This is a genomic window from Terriglobus sp. ADX1 (assembly GCF_036877645.1).
Taxonomy (GTDB): domain Bacteria; phylum Acidobacteriota; class Terriglobia; order Terriglobales; family Acidobacteriaceae; genus Terriglobus.
On the sequence record NZ_JAEDXV010000016.1, the window covers coordinates 43728 to 57601 of the forward strand.

General features: G+C 58.6%; 17 protein-coding genes and 1 tRNA gene. 2 read left to right on the forward strand and 16 right to left on the reverse strand.

Translation table 11 applies throughout. The features are described from left to right. Window positions 1-41: 41 nt before the first annotated feature. The 10 genes from JAO32_RS11995 to ispE form a co-directional block, all read right to left on the reverse strand. Window positions 42-794, reverse strand: a complete 753-nt coding sequence (locus tag JAO32_RS11995) for a class I SAM-dependent methyltransferase (protein ID WP_334240650.1) — start codon at window positions 792-794, stop codon at window positions 42-44. Further along, window positions 761-895: a hypothetical protein gene (locus JAO32_RS12000; protein ID WP_334240652.1), complete on the reverse strand. Its 135-nt coding sequence runs from the start codon at window positions 893-895 to the stop codon at window positions 761-763. The genes JAO32_RS11995 and JAO32_RS12000 overlap by 34 nt, the downstream gene beginning before the upstream one ends. A 52-nt stretch (window positions 896-947) precedes the next feature. Continuing rightward, the gene (gene rplI / locus JAO32_RS12005) at window positions 948-1454 is read right to left on the reverse strand and encodes a 50S ribosomal protein L9 (protein ID WP_334240654.1); all 507 of its coding nucleotides are present in this window, start codon (window positions 1452-1454) and stop codon (window positions 948-950) included. 80 nt (window positions 1455-1534) lie between these two features. Then, entirely contained in the window at window positions 1535-1858 is a 324-nt protein-coding gene (gene rpsR / locus JAO32_RS12010; protein ID WP_334240657.1) for a 30S ribosomal protein S18, read from the reverse strand. 146 nt (window positions 1859-2004) lie between these two features. After that, window positions 2005-2430, reverse strand: coding sequence for a 30S ribosomal protein S6 (gene rpsF, locus JAO32_RS12015; protein WP_334240659.1), 426 nt, complete (start codon window positions 2428-2430; stop codon window positions 2005-2007). Window positions 2431-2519: 89 nt separating this feature from the next. After that, complete coding sequence (gene pth, locus JAO32_RS12020) at window positions 2520-3119, reverse strand: aminoacyl-tRNA hydrolase (protein WP_334240661.1); 600 nt, start codon at window positions 3117-3119, stop codon at window positions 2520-2522. Window positions 3120-3193: 74 nt separating this feature from the next. Beyond that, window positions 3194-3847, reverse strand: a complete 654-nt coding sequence (locus tag JAO32_RS12025) for a 50S ribosomal protein L25 (RefSeq protein ID WP_334240663.1) — start codon at window positions 3845-3847, stop codon at window positions 3194-3196. 203 nt (window positions 3848-4050) lie between these two features. Further along, window positions 4051-5118, reverse strand: coding sequence for a ribose-phosphate diphosphokinase (locus tag JAO32_RS12030; protein ID WP_334240773.1), 1068 nt, complete (start codon window positions 5116-5118; stop codon window positions 4051-4053). A gap of 122 nt (window positions 5119-5240) precedes the next feature. Further along, a tRNA-Gln gene (locus tag JAO32_RS12035) sits at window positions 5241-5314 on the reverse strand. A 111-nt stretch (window positions 5315-5425) separates the two neighbouring features. After that, window positions 5426-6457 (reverse strand): 4-(cytidine 5'-diphospho)-2-C-methyl-D-erythritol kinase, encoded by a 1032-nt coding sequence (gene ispE / locus JAO32_RS12040; RefSeq protein ID WP_334240665.1) that lies wholly within the window; start codon window positions 6455-6457, stop codon window positions 5426-5428. 81 nt (window positions 6458-6538) lie between these two features. Here ispE and JAO32_RS12045 point away from each other — a divergent pair, with 81 nt between their 5' ends. Next, a complete protein-coding gene (locus JAO32_RS12045) occupies window positions 6539-6868 on the forward strand; it encodes a CsbD family protein (protein WP_334240668.1) in 330 nt (109 codons plus the stop codon). Here JAO32_RS12045 and JAO32_RS12050 read toward each other — a convergent pair. From JAO32_RS12050 to JAO32_RS12075, 6 genes are all read right to left on the reverse strand, one after another. Then, the gene (locus JAO32_RS12050; RefSeq protein ID WP_334240671.1) at window positions 6865-7458 is read right to left on the reverse strand and encodes a hypothetical protein; all 594 of its coding nucleotides are present in this window, start codon (window positions 7456-7458) and stop codon (window positions 6865-6867) included. The two genes, JAO32_RS12045 and JAO32_RS12050, sit on opposite strands and share 4 nt — an antisense overlap. Further along, window positions 7452-8513 carry a YheT family hydrolase gene (locus JAO32_RS12055; RefSeq protein WP_334240674.1) on the reverse strand — a complete coding sequence of 354 codons (1062 nt, stop codon included), beginning with the start codon at window positions 8511-8513 and terminating at the stop codon, window positions 7452-7454. Before JAO32_RS12055 ends, JAO32_RS12050 begins: the two co-directional genes overlap by 7 nt. Before the next feature lie 56 nt (window positions 8514-8569). After that, on the reverse strand, window positions 8570-9340 hold the full coding sequence (locus JAO32_RS12060) for a YIP1 family protein (protein ID WP_334240676.1): 771 nt from the start codon (window positions 9338-9340) through the stop codon (window positions 8570-8572). Between the two features lie 39 nt (window positions 9341-9379). Further along, entirely contained in the window at window positions 9380-10594 is a 1215-nt protein-coding gene (locus JAO32_RS12065) for an acyltransferase family protein (RefSeq protein ID WP_334240677.1), read from the reverse strand. Window positions 10595-10597: 3 nt separating this feature from the next. Beyond that, on the reverse strand, window positions 10598-12448 hold the full coding sequence (locus tag JAO32_RS12070) for a DUF5715 family protein (protein ID WP_334240679.1): 1851 nt from the start codon (window positions 12446-12448) through the stop codon (window positions 10598-10600). A 163-nt stretch (window positions 12449-12611) separates the two neighbouring features. Beyond that, the gene (locus JAO32_RS12075) at window positions 12612-13238 is read right to left on the reverse strand and encodes an HD domain-containing protein (protein ID WP_334240681.1); all 627 of its coding nucleotides are present in this window, start codon (window positions 13236-13238) and stop codon (window positions 12612-12614) included. A 76-nt stretch (window positions 13239-13314) separates the two neighbouring features. Between JAO32_RS12075 and JAO32_RS12080 the strand changes: the two genes are divergently transcribed. Next, entirely contained in the window at window positions 13315-13872 is a 558-nt protein-coding gene (locus JAO32_RS12080) for an HdeD family acid-resistance protein (protein WP_334240683.1), read from the forward strand. The last annotated feature ends 2 nt before the right edge of the window (window positions 13873-13874 follow it).

Consider the following 13874-nt stretch of genomic DNA (forward strand, 5'->3'; position numbering starts at 1 on the left):
GGACAGGCTAGCCCTGCGAATTTTCTTTTTCCGGCAGAATTCTACGTTTCCAACCGCCAGATGCCACAGTCCTCGTAGCCCGTGGTGACATACATGTCGCCCGCGTCGTGTTCGATGATTGCCTTGTCCGCGACGCGATCTTCCCGGGAATGATGAATGCGGCCGCGCCACAGTTCGCGAAATCCCTTGTGATAATCCGACATCAGCTCGCGCTGCTCGTCGTTCACATACAGCAGATCCAGATCACCGGGGCGATCGCGAAAGATGTTCTGCAGCCGATCCAACAGACGATCCATCAACACCATGTCAAACGGATTGAACAGAAACAGCAGGCATGGGCCTGCCGGCATACGTAGCCGCATGGCATCCGCCTCTTCCAGCCGCATGGGTGGCGTGGTGTGTGCGGCTTGCCAGATCTCGATATTGCTGCGTGCGGCAGTGGCAAGCGCCGGATGCAATTCCACGCCGACGATGCGGCGAAACGGCATCTCTGCTGCCAGAAACATCGCTCTTCCTTTACCCGCACCGATATCGACGAATGCAGTTCGCTCTACCGGATGCTGCGCAAACGTCTGCCATCGCGCCATGAGCTTGTGAAACAGCGATGGTGCCACACCGTGATACGCCGTGATGTGGCGATCGTGCGCATGACCGGTTTCCAGGTCTTCGCCGGGAATCAGGTTGCCCGTGTCTGTTCCGTGTTCAAGATCAAACGGATGACGTGGCGTGGGGCCACGCCTCTTTTTGCGTTTTGCTGGGATCACGGCTGCGCCATCAGATTTGGGCCAATGCATGCGGCATCCGGCTTCAGGGTGACGGCGTAAGCACGATTGCCGTTGAGAACTTCTTTCATCTGCACATAGTACGCGGTGCCACGCTCTTCCCTGGCGAACAAGAAAAGGCATCCGGCGAACCGGATGCCTTTTCTTTGTTTCTGCAACTGAAGATTACTCTTCGGTTGCGGTCTCTTCCGCAGCGACAACTGCGTTGGCGCCGGGTACGTAGTTCGGATCGTCGCTCTTGACGGTGACCTTCACGTGGGCCGAAACCTCACGGTAGATCTTCACCGGCACGTGGAACTCGCCGATCTGCTTCAGCGGCTCTTCCAGGTGTACCTTGCGGCGGTCGATCTCGTAACCCTGCTTTGCCAGCTCAGCAGCAATGTCAGCCGAGGTAACGGAACCGAACAGAACATCGTTCGCGCCGACCTTGCGTTCGAACGTGAGTTCGACAGCGTTCAGCTTCTCTGCCTGCTCCTGCGCAACAGCCTTGTCCTTGGCTGCCTTGCGAGCTGCGGATTCCTGCATCTGCTTGATGACTGCCTTGTTGCCAGCGGTGGCTTCAATCGCCAGGTGCTGCGGCAGCAGGTAGTTGCGGCCGTAGCCGTTTGCAACCTTCACGACGTCGCCACGGTGACCGAGGCTTTCGACGTCTTCTTTCAGAATGACTTCCATGTTCTTTCTCCTTGCGGATGCGCTGAGCGCTATCCGGTGGAGCGCGACTTACTCTTTAAGTCACGCTGAGTAAGTTCGACTTAGTACTTCGCGGCAAACGGCAGCAGAGCGATGTTGCGCGACTGCTTGATAGCCTGCGAGAGCTGGCGCTGGTGCGTGGTGCAAACACCCGTCAGGCGGCGCGGCGTGATCTTGCCACGCTCTGCCACAAACTGCTGCAGCAGGCGAACGTCGCGGTAGCTGATGTTGTCGATCTTTTCCACGCAGAACTTGCAAACCTTCTTGCGACGGAAGAACTTGCGGCCACCGCCGCCGGGGCCACCCGCGGGACGGGGAGGACGCGATCCACCCTGCGCCGGAGCGGAGGAAGTCGGAGTGCTAGGGGTGCTGGTTTCGTCAGCCATTGTTGCCAATCCTTTCATCGGGTTCGGCGGCGTCATGCTCCGGGATTGCATTGAATCCCATGGTCATACGGAAGCAGATCGTCGCAGGTACTTAACCAAACTTCTAAGTTCCGTAGTTATCGGAACCAGAAACTTAACAGGCTAACTTAGACAGCGGCAGCTTCGGTCTCAACCGGAGCCGGTGCTTCCACGGCAGCAGCTGCTGCGGCTGCAGCGGCCTGCTGATCGGAAACCTTCACGCGGCTATCGCGGTGAGCCTTGATCTTGGCCAGGCGCTTGTTCTCTTCGTCGGTGCGGACGGTGATGAACTTGATCACCTGTTCCGTAACGCGGAGACGACGCTCCAGCTCAGCGACCAGAGGACCATCTGCCGACACGTGCATCAGCACATACTGGCCGTCCTGGAACTTACGGACGATGTAAGCCAGACGACGACGTCCCAGCTTTTCAGTCTGCGAAACTTCGCCGCCACCATTGGTCACAACGGCGCTGAAGCCTTCGATCAACTTGTCCAGATCCGCCTCTTCGAGGTCGGGGCGAACGATGTACATCACTTCATACGTACGGTTCATTTTGCTTCTCTTTCTGCGGAGTAAACTCCGCACCTTCGCAACGGAAGGTATGGAAAGTAAGTGGTATGCAGGCTCTTAGTTACGAATAACTAAGACTTACAACTGTCTTTCTGGTTAAAGCGATTCATCGCCGCTGCGATGCCCTCTCCAACCACCATCTCGACTGCCCGTGCTGCGCAATCAAGTACTTCATCCATCACCGCGAGTTCTGTCTTGCGCATGGGAGTCAGTAAGTAATCCTTACCCCCTGCCTTGATCTCGCGGCCATCCGGCAGTGCAGGTTTCCCCACGCCAATCCGGATGCGAATCCAATCTTCTGTTCCAAGCACGCCGGTGATGCTTTTCACACCGTTGTGCCCGTTGCTGCTGCCGTTGGGCCGCAACCGGAGCTCGCCCAGTGGAAAAGCCAGTTCGTCATACAGCACGATCAGGTCCTTCGCCGGGTCCAGTCCGCATTCCTTCACCAGCGGAGCGACTGCAAGGCCGCTCAGATTCATGAAGGTTTGCGGCTTCACCAGCAGGCACTCTTCTCCGGCGATGATTGCCTTGCCGGTAAGTGCCTTACTGCGCCGGTTCGCCACCATCGCACCGCGATCTTCTGCGATGCGATCGATGGCGAGAAATCCTGCATTGTGCGGCGTGAAAGCATACTCCGGGCCAGGATTCCCAAGTCCCACAATCAGCTTCACGGTCGCATTCTCCAGCTCTTGGCCCTTAGCTTTAGCCGTTAGCTAAGAGCTAAAAGCTAACGACTAAAAGCTGTTTACTTCTTTGCCGGCTCAGCAGGAGCCTTGGTTGCGCCCTTCGTCACTTCCGGCTCTGCAGCAGGAGTGGGCTCAGCCGGTGCAACTTCCTTGATGATCGTCACGTGCGCAACCATCGTGTCTTCCGGAACCAGGAACTTGTACTTGCCAGCGTGCGGCAGGTCCGACACGTGGATGGAACCATGCAGTTCCAGACCGCTCACGTCCACGTCGATGTGCGACGGGATATCGCCCGGCAGGCACTCCAGTTCCACTTCGCGCAGCAGCTGATCCAGAATGCCGCCGCTGTTCTTCACGCCCGTCGGCACGCCTTCCAGCATGACCGGAACGCTTACGCGCATAGCCTTGTCCATGGCAATACGCTTCAGGTCAACGTGCAGCAGCTTGCCCTTGATCGGCTCATACTGCCAGTCCACGATCATGGCCTTCGCTGCGGCGCCGCCGTCAATGTCCAGATCGAAGATGGTGTTGTGGCCAGCTTCAGAGTGCAGGATCTTCGTGATGACCTTGGGGTCAAGTGCAACTGCCACCGACTCCTGTCCCGCACCGTACACAACGGCGGGAATCTGACCGGCCACGCGTACGCGACGCGCTGCATTCTTGTTGAACTTGCCTGAGCGGAGTGTTGCCTTTACTGCTTCTGTGTTTGCCATGTTTTCCTTTCGGGCGCGAGAAGCAGGGAACAGGATTCAGGGAACAGGGAATAGCGTCCTTGCTCTCCGGGCCTGATTCCTCGCTCTTACTCCCTTCGCGGATTTTCGCCGCTGTTAGCTGCTTGCCTTGCAAGGCAGTCGTTACGTTATAAACCGGCAACGGACAGGTTGTTCCCTGTTCCCTGTTCCCTGTTCCCTCAAACTTACGAGAAAAGCGTCGAAACACTCGTCTCCATGTGGATGCTCTCAATGGCGCGGCCCAACAGGCCTGCCACCGAAAGCACCTTAATCTTGTCCACCTGCGCCGCTTCTTCTGAGAGCGGAATGGTGTTGGTCACAACCAGTTCTTTCAGGTTGCTGTTCTTAATACGTTCCACTGCAGGGCCGGACAACACCGCATGCGATGCGCAGGCATAAACATCGGTCGCGCCATTCGCCAGCAGAGCATCCACCGTCTTGGTTAGCGTTCCGGCTGTGTCCACGATATCGTCCAGGATGATGCAGGTGCGGCCATTCACATCGCCGATCACGTTCATCACTTCTGTCACATTGATATCGGTGCGACGCTTGTCCACAATGGCCAGCGGCACGCCCAGCTTTGTAGCGAAGAAGCGCGCACGCTCCACACCACCTGCATCCGGCGAAACAACGGTCAGGTTCGGCAGGTTCAGGTCGCGGAAGTAGCCAACGAGAACCGGCGATGCGAACAGATGGTCCACCGGGATGTTGAAGAAGCCTTGAATCTGCGCTGCATGAAGATCGACGAGCAGCGCGCGGTTCGCACCAGCAGTCTGCAACAGGTCAGCCACTAACTTGCTTGTGATGGCAACACGCGGACGATCCTTACGATCCTGGCGAGCATATCCATAGTACGGAATCACCACCGTGATGCGGCCCGCCGATGCGCGCTTCAGCGCGTCAATCATGATCAACAGTTCCAGGATGTGGCGTTCCACCGGAGCGCAAGTGGGCTGCACAAGGAACACATCCGCGCCGCGTACATTCTCCAGCAACTGGAAGTGAATCTCACCATCGGAAAAGCTGATGAGCTTGGTCTGGCCCATGGGAACGCCCAGGAACTGGCAGACCTCTTCGCACAGTGCCTTGTTCGCAGAACCGCAGAAAATCTTGAAGCGGCGATCATCCGCCAGACGGCTGGAACGCTTCTTCTCCGGAGCTGTCTGCTTCGCGGCGCCGCCTGCGGCAATCAACGTTGCGCGGTCGGTAATGGGTTCTGTGGTGGCGGGGGTAGTGGTTGCGGCGGTTGACATGGATTCGGGTGCGGTCACTGCGGTACGAGCCTCCAAGCCGTTTAGCGTTGGTTGGTTCTGCCGGATTGTCCTGCCTCTGCCCCCTCTCGTAGAACTCTGCCGCGGGGAGCATCGACGCTTGATGGCTGGGCGACTAGGATTCGAACCTAGACAAAGTGCGTCAAAGGCACTTGACCTACCATTAGTCGATCGCCCAAAAAGTCCGTCGCGCCGTTTGACGCTTAGGAACTCTGCCAGTTCCAGTGTACTAAAGACATTGGCCTGACAACCCCGGCGATTTGCCGCAATTCGCCGAAAGCCGTTGGCTTCAAGCGAACATGGAACTCCAGTACGCTTCGCGAGTGAGTGTGATGGTCCGAAAAGACCGTCCTGCATACCTCGCGGTGCGTGCCTGTGCCGCTTCTGCGTCTGCTTCTGTCCTGTACAAGCCAAACAAGGACGAACCGGAGCCGGAAAGCGCCGCCACAACGGCAGACGATTCCCCGAGAGCCTCATCGCCTTTAATGGCATGCAGAATGTCGCGCAGGAAGGGGTGTTGCTGGAAGACGACTTCTTCGAAGTCGTTCGCAATCCCGGTACGGACAAGCGCAGGAAGAGGATTCCCGGCCAGGCTCCCGGATCGTTGCAGGTTCTCATGCCCTGCATCGAGTGCCCCGAAAGCACCGGAGGCGCCGGTCTGACTGTCTGCTCCCGTACAGGCGAATGCGGACGCGTAGACGCGGCTCAACTCATTAAGTCTATCTTGGGCAGCTTCCGGGGTCAATCGAGAAACCTGCTCGTCCCAGGCCTTAAAGGCCAAAGGAGTGCTGGAACCCACCGTGGGCACAAAAATCAGGCAATGCATCGTCGGCAAGTCAGGGTACGGCAGCACGATCTGGCCCCGATTGTGACCGTAAACCGTTCCACCTAAAAGAAATAGCGGAACATCCGAGCCGATACGCTCCGCCAAAGCCATCCGTTGCGGTCCCGGCAGCGCGGTGCCCAGTTCCCTCTCCAACCCCAGCAGCGCGGCCGCCGCATTGGCTGATCCAGCCCCCAAGCCGCCCTGCACCGGCAAATTCTTGGTAAGCGACAGGTGCACTTCAGCCCTGACTCCCATTGCCGTCAGAGCCATTTCCACGGTGCGGAAGGCGGTATTTCGGGCATCGGTGGGCACTCTGGGGTCCGTGCAGTCCATGGTGATGCGCGTCGCCGCGGCAGCCTTCGCCGTAACCGTCACATCATCATGCAGGCCAATGCTCTGGTACAGCGTATGCAGTTCATGGAAGCCGTCCGCTCGCGGGGGGCCGATTCTCAGGCCGAGGTTGATCTTTGCGTAGGAGCAGACAGTGGTGGACATTGCTTCTTGAGTGTACCGATGCCATACGGAATCCTGACGCACCATGCGGTTTCTGCATCACAGCAAGGCAGGAGATTTACGATGAAAGCTTTTCCGTGGTTGATTGCTGGACTTGCTGTTGGCGCTGCCGTCGTGGTCATTGCCACTCTGAACGAACCGGAAACAGCGTACAGCGACCCGGACGTGGAACATGCGGCCAACCGCATTGGCGCATGGGGTGCCAAGCAGCGCGTCAAGGGCGGCGGTGAGAGCATCTTCGGCGCGGCCAAGCAAAAGATCGGCGAAGCCACCGGAAACTATGATCTGGCTGACGAGGGCGCTGGCGATCAGACGATTGGCCACATCAAAGACGCAGCGGGAAAGGCTGCAGATGTGGTCAGCGACACTATCAAGGACCTGAACCGGCCTTAACTCCCGGCGAGTTCGCGGCTACGGAAGGTGGCGGTGATGGCGCGCAGCGCCTCATCCCACCGCTGCGCCGCTTCCGCTTCATCCACGCCAACACCCTTGGTGTACAGCGTGATCGCGAAACCTTCCGCTACGGTTCCTTCCAGATCGAGCACGGCGGGACGCATCGTTAACTCCGCTGCTGCCAGCGAGTAAGGCAGATCCGTGAGCATACGGTCCAGGCGATGCAGCATCTGCTCCATCCGGTGACGCGAAGCGAAGATCGTGCGGTCGCGCCACAGCAGATCTATGTAAGAAGCCAGACCAGCCGTGGCGACTTCTTCATCCAGCAGAAGCTCGTCGCGCATAGCTCCCAGTTCGTCCGCATCCATTTCCCACACGTCGCACTTCGCGGTAAACACCGGCGAACGCGAACCATTCAACGCGCGCAGCGCCGCGAGCAAAGCGGGATAGTCTTCGCCCTCGGGAATCTCATTCACGGCATATGGGTCTTCGCGCAGGTCGACCCACTGCAACAAGCCGTCTGGAGATGCCCACGGAACCACCAGAACCGGATCATCCGGGCCGCATGCGGCGTTCCAATCGGTCAGCATAGCGGTACCTGCTCACGCGCCGAATTGGCAGCGCGATCTTTCACAAAGTTCAGTAACAAGCGCTCAGCATAGTAGCCGTCGTAGTCTTGCGTGGGTTGTTCCAGAAAGGCGCAGTGGCCGCCGTTCTCCGGCTCCAGCAACGTAATGTGCGGATTGTCATGCAGCTTCTGCCGCGTTTCGGCAGTGAGGCGAATGAAGGGATCATCGCAGGCGTGCAGCACAAGCGTTGGCACAGTGATGCGATCCAGAACGCGTGCCGACGCGGCGCGATGGTAATAATCGTTGGCTCCTGTGAAACCGCACGCGGGGCCGGTGATGTATTCGTCAAAGTCTCGAATGGATTGCACGCGCGCAGCTAATTCCGGCACATACACTGCGGGATACAATCGGCACTTCAGGCGATAGCGCCGCAACAGCGCGCGCAGAAAGCGGCGTTCGTAGAGGCGATTCTGCGGTTCATGCAAGGCGTCGGCGCTTTCCCCCAGATCCATCACCGGAGAAATCGCAACACATCCGATCAGTTGCCGTGGAGCTTGGTCTGCAAGCTCGCCCACGGCTTTCAGCACCAGGTTGCCGCCCATGCTGTAACCCGCCAGAACAACTCGACCGCAACCACGCGCCATGAGCCATGCCAGCACAGCCTTCACATCGCCGGACATGCCGGAGTGATACAGCGTGGGGGAAAGCGCATCGGTCCCGCCACAGTTGCGCATGTTCATGCGGACAACGTTGCATCCCGCAGCAAAGAGGCGATTCGCATTGCCCACCACATACTGCGAATACGACGACCCCTCAAGGCCATGCACCAGCACAACCGTGACGCGATCTTCCGGCTCCGGTTGCCAGTGGCAATGGCACACAATGCGGCTGGGGAGACGCTGATCCAACGCTACCGATTCCGGCAGCGATTGCATTTCCAGCGGCAAAGGCACAGGGATCAGTTCCGTTGTGGCCACGGGCAGGCGATCCGTACGCGGCAGGAAATTGCCGGCGATCGTCTGCAGGTGGCCATTGCGGAGCCAGCGGCGCGGTTGAAATGGGACAGTTGCGTTCAAAATGCGATCTATTTATTGCACCACATTTGCGCAAAGAACGCGTGCGCCAAGGTGCTTTAGCTCATGGCAGCGGTAATGGCAGCCTTCCCCAAGGCGTAAATCAGCCACACCGTCAGCACCATGGCCACGCCGTTCTTCACCTTCACGCGTGCCACGATGGCTCCGCCAATGCCCATCAGAATCAATGTCCATAGCGAGAACACATCCACCGAACTCAGAAATGTCTTCAGGAAGACGGAAGAGTCCGAACCGAGATAGAACCCCGGATTGGTGCCAACGGGATCATTCAGATTGAAGTTTTCCGTCTCGCCAAAGAGCAGTACCGCCGCACTCAGCACAGATCGGAAGATGCCGGGTAAATACGCAAAGATCATCACGGCGAACATGCCGGGATACGTGCCAGCCCCGCCGAGAATGAAGTTGAAGCCCACCCACAGCAACAGCGCGCCGATAGCAGCCGACGCCAACACAAAGACAGGCCATGCCCACAGCGAAACCTGCATGATGGAGGCCGTAATGGAGATCATCCGCGACCGCTCCTCTGGCGAGGCGTTCTGCATTTTTTCCGCCTGCGTTGGGTTGTTGCGAATCGAGGATTCCGCCAGTCCACGCGGCCCTACCTTCATCAGTGCCGTGGTGGTGAAGAGATAACCAACGATGGCCATAACAACGAATGCGAGCCACCACGAACGATTGCGGCGAAGATCCGCAAAGGTCTTCGAAGGCGCATAAAAGATGTTCAGGACGCGCTGAACAGCAGTAAGTGGCGGCTGATTGTCGTATTGGTCGATGGGGCCCGGCGGCAGTGCTTCAGGATAAGCGGACATGAATCGTCTCCGGTAGGCGGTGTGGAGGATTGTACCGCTCTATCTACGCGCAGGCGCAGCCTTAAGTTCCGCAGGATGTGGGGCACCGCGAAGGCGGCGATTCATCGGCTCAGAAAAATAAGTGGCAACAAGCCATCCAAAGACAGAGCTCAGCAGCAGCGTGAGCACACTCCACGCCAACATACCGCGCCCCAGCCCTTTGCCGGTAGAGTGTCCAATGCGCAAGGCCAGCAATGTAATACCAATCACGAAGAACTCGTGGGTAAGGTACACCTCGTAGCTCAGACGCCCCAGCCAGCGGATCGGCGCGGTCCATGCTGATCCAGCGTGATTTCGAGCAACCAGCCCAAAGATAACCATGCACGTGCCAAGCGTCAGAAGCGAATCGTCAAGATCACGCACCGCGATCCAATGCACAAACGGACCGATAGCGGGGATACGAAACGGCATTTCCGCAAAAAGCATCAGCACCGCACCCGACCATGCGATCGCGAGAAGTTTGAGAGGTGACGGCAGTGCCTTGCGCACCTGCCAGCGTCGCAGCAAAAGTGCCGTGAGGCATCCCATGGCAATGGAACCCATGCCGCCCAGATAAGATTTTTCCGCTTCAAGTTCATTCGCCGCCCATATCGTTCGCCCCATGGGTGCAAGCACGATCAGCGTTGTTAGCAGAAGGCAGAACATCGCCATGCCGAAACGGCGAAAACGCAATAGAAGCACGCAAGCGATGGGGAAGAAGAGATAAAACATCTCCTCAATGGAGAGGGACCACAGCACATCCCAGTTGGCGGGAAGATAGCCTCGCTTCGCTTCCAGCCAATTCAGGTGAAAGGTCAGCGCGGCAAAAAGAGCTTGCGGAAGTGTTGCGCGCTTGGGAGAGATGTAAAACGCATCCACATGCAGCAGATGCAGGATGCTAAGAACCGCAAGTAAAGCCAGCAGCAATGGCGCAATGCGTGCGAATCGAATGCGATAGAAAACGCCCGGCTTCAGATCAGCAAGCGAACCGAAACGACGCAGCGAAGTATAGGTAATCAGGAAGCCGGAAACGGCAAAGAAAACCGTGACACCGTTTCCTCCATTCAGAAAGAGGGTCCGCCACAGGAACAGCGGCAGAACAGCCCTCAGACTGTGTCCGGAAAGTACAAACCGGATGTAACAATGCAGCAATACCACGGCCGCAATGGAGATGCCGCGCAACACATCCACGCTGTCAAAACGCTGTGTGGCGGGCGGCACTCCAGTTTGCAGCAACTTCTATCGAACTCCAGCAGCAAGCAGTGCGGAGATATGGCGACGGCGTTTGGACGGTGCCGGCGCAGCCTTCACCAGTTCCATCCTGCGCTGCGGCAACGCGTCCGGTGTGGGCGCATTCTTCTTTGGCGGCAATCCCAGGTAGCGACGATAGACGCTGATGTGGAAGCAGGCCTGCTGGAACTCTTCTTCCACGTCGACCTTTCCGGAAGCTTCTATCGGGGTGAGGTAGGCACGCATCCACGCAATTTCCGTCATGCTCATTCCGCGTTTGCCCAGGTCAATGGCTTGTCCATAAAGATGCGGCGAAGCAACGTCGCCCGTAGGCGGTGCGGCATTGCCGTTGATGCGGACCAGATGCTTCTGAAACTCAACCGTACGCACGGCAGAAGTGATGACCAGCGGCGTATGGAACCGCGCATAGTGCGCACGCGAAAGATCGTTCAGGAAGCGAACCGTCCACGGACGCGCATAACGCCGGTTCGCGGGCATGGTGTCATTCACCATGATGGATTCGTTATTCGGCAGCGATACCAGCAGTTTGTAATGCCGCATCTGCTGCAGTTGGTCGTCGTCTGCAATGCGATCCAGCCCATCGGCAACGGCCATCTGGTTCTGATGCACCAGGATTTCGTGGCTACCCTTCATGGCAGGCAACATCTTGATGCGTCCGTTGGTGTCGTACAGGTCAACCTTCACGGCAGGGATCACGGCTGCGTCCGCTGCATCCTCATCACTGGCAACAACAGCACGGCGCACAACGGGTGCTGCCTTGGTGCTACGAGTGGTGTCCGCTGGCGCGTTGGTGTCGCTGGCGTCATCAAACGTGGCATCGGTGAGCGCCTGCGTCGTTTGCGGATCCAATTCCGGTTTCTTTGCGGCGGTCTTCACCGCAGCGACTGCAGGAGCAGCATCCCGGCGAATCACAATAGGTTTGGGCAGATTCGCTTTCGCGGCATCCACAGATGCTGTATCGACAGTATTCGTACGAACACGCGCAGGGGGTGTGGCGACATCTGGTATATCGGTGTCCTGGTCGCCAGCGGCCTGAGCCAGCAAGTCACCATGAACAAACGGCGCCGCAACACGAGCGGTGGGTGCGGTGCGCGGAATCTGCGTGGCCGCCTCGGCTGCATCATCGTCATCCGTAGTGCGGGCCATGTTTTGCGCCTGCGCCGTGCGGATGGCCTGCCGCTGCTGTTCCAGCGCGCGGTCAAAATCTTCCACCGTCGCTTTGCGCGGTGTGGTTGAGAGATCTGGCGCGACCACAGCTTTCACTGGCTTCGCCTTCGGCGCTGCTGGCTTCACAGGAGCTACAGCATCTGCCGTTTCGTCGGCGGAAGCAGCAGAGTGGGACTTGTACCAGGCATGCACGCGATCCTGCGTTGCGCGGTCGGCACTCGCCTCTTCCACCGGCGCGGTCGCCTTACGGACGGGAGCCTGGGCTGCAGGAGCGGACTTCGTCTGTGCCGCTGCATGTGCGCCACGCACTTCTGCGCGTGCAGCCTCAATGGCCTCGCGTCCGGTGCGTTGCTTTACAGGAGCTTCGGGCTTCGCAGCAGCTTCCTGTTTCGCGGCGCGCCCCTTCACAGGCTTGCGCGAAGCCGTTTCGGCACGCTCCAGCTCCGTGTTGCGATGGGTTTTCGCAGGCTTGGCAGCAGTCGCGCGAGCTGAAGCCGCCTTTCCATGCTTTGCAGCAGGATGCGAGGCGGCGTGACGGTTGGCAGCATAACTCAGGGTGGGCAGCAGCGTCGCCGCAAGGGCGAGCGCCACCGTGCGCACCGAAAGAGAGCGGACGACGGTTCCGTTGGGGGTCGCGGGCATGCCGTTGGCTGGCCGCGGAGAATCACACATCAGAGCCCTTCCAGACTAGGCGCGCCCGGAGGATCAACGTAAGTGACTGGTGTGAGTCGTTACCAGTTTGTTACGGGAGGAAATTGGCGCGTCCTGTGCAGCAAGTGCATCCGTCAGGCCGTTTAACGGCCACGGTTTCTGTGAGAGGGCTTAACCACGCCCTTTAATCCAGTAATCCACCCGATTCCCACTGCAGCGAATCCAGAAAGCTCCGCAGTGTGGCAATGCGTGGCTCAGCTAACTCCTTCGTCTTCTCCAACCGGATCTGCGGGGGCACCGTGCCCAAAGCCTTTTCCAGCGAGCGCACCGCATCGGCAAATGTGATGAAGCGCGTGTCCTGCGCAATCTTTGCGGTCGTCCGCATCACAGCCACGGCGCCCAGTTGCTCCAGCAGATCGGCGTCACGAAGAATCGTCCCCTCAACCGTGATGGGGTTTCCATGAGCCTCATGGGTGCGAATGCATTCAATGGTCGCCGCGACCTTCTCTTCCGGGAATCCGCACTCGCGCAGGACTTTGCCAGCGTGCGCCACGGTGTAGGCCGTGGAATCCCATCGCTTCAACGCCTCCGGCTCTGAGGGCCGATGGCCAAGAAACACCCCAAGATCATGTGCCCATGCCGCGCCAAACAGGACATCGTCATCCACCGGCTCGGTGAAGCTGGCGGCGATTTCCTGAGTCAGAGCATGGAGCCGAGCCTGGTGCGAGAACTTTTCCGGGGGCAGAGCCTCCGTGCGAATGCGCTGCACCAGCATGTCGCGCCAGCCTTGGTACGTCTCAAAGGTTTCCATCGTCGCAGACTACATGTTTTTACGGTGGACTTGTGCCACGGGATGGCACACCATGAGGGCCGGGAGGGATTTTGATATGGCTGAAACGGAAGTTGTCGCAACGGAACGGTCTCACGGCGTATCCATCGCCATCAGCGTGCTAATGATTATCGTTGGACTCCTGGCCCTGGCAATGCCCCTGGTAGCGGGCGTGGCGGTGACGGCCATCTTCGCGTGGGGCCTGATCCTGGTGGGATTCCTGCACCTGGTGTTCGCATGGCAGGTGCGCGGCGTGGGATCACACCTGTGGGAGTTCCTCGTCGCACTGGTCTATCTCTTTTGCGGCATCTATACCTTCATGCACCCGCTCGCCGGACTGGTGGGGCTGACAGCAATTCTTGGTATTTACCTGCTGATCAAGGGCATCATGGAAATTGTGGGCGGGCTTGTGGGTCGACGCATTCCTGGTTCTGGATGGCTACTGCTGGACGGCATTATTTCGCTGGTGCTGGCATGCATCATCTGGGCACACGTACTGGCCGCCGCCACATGGGTCATCGGCACTCTGCTGGGATTCTCGATTCTGTTCACCGGCCTCTCGCGTCTGCTCTTGCTGCTGAGCGTGAAGCGGTCATACAAAACAGCCATCGCGTAACA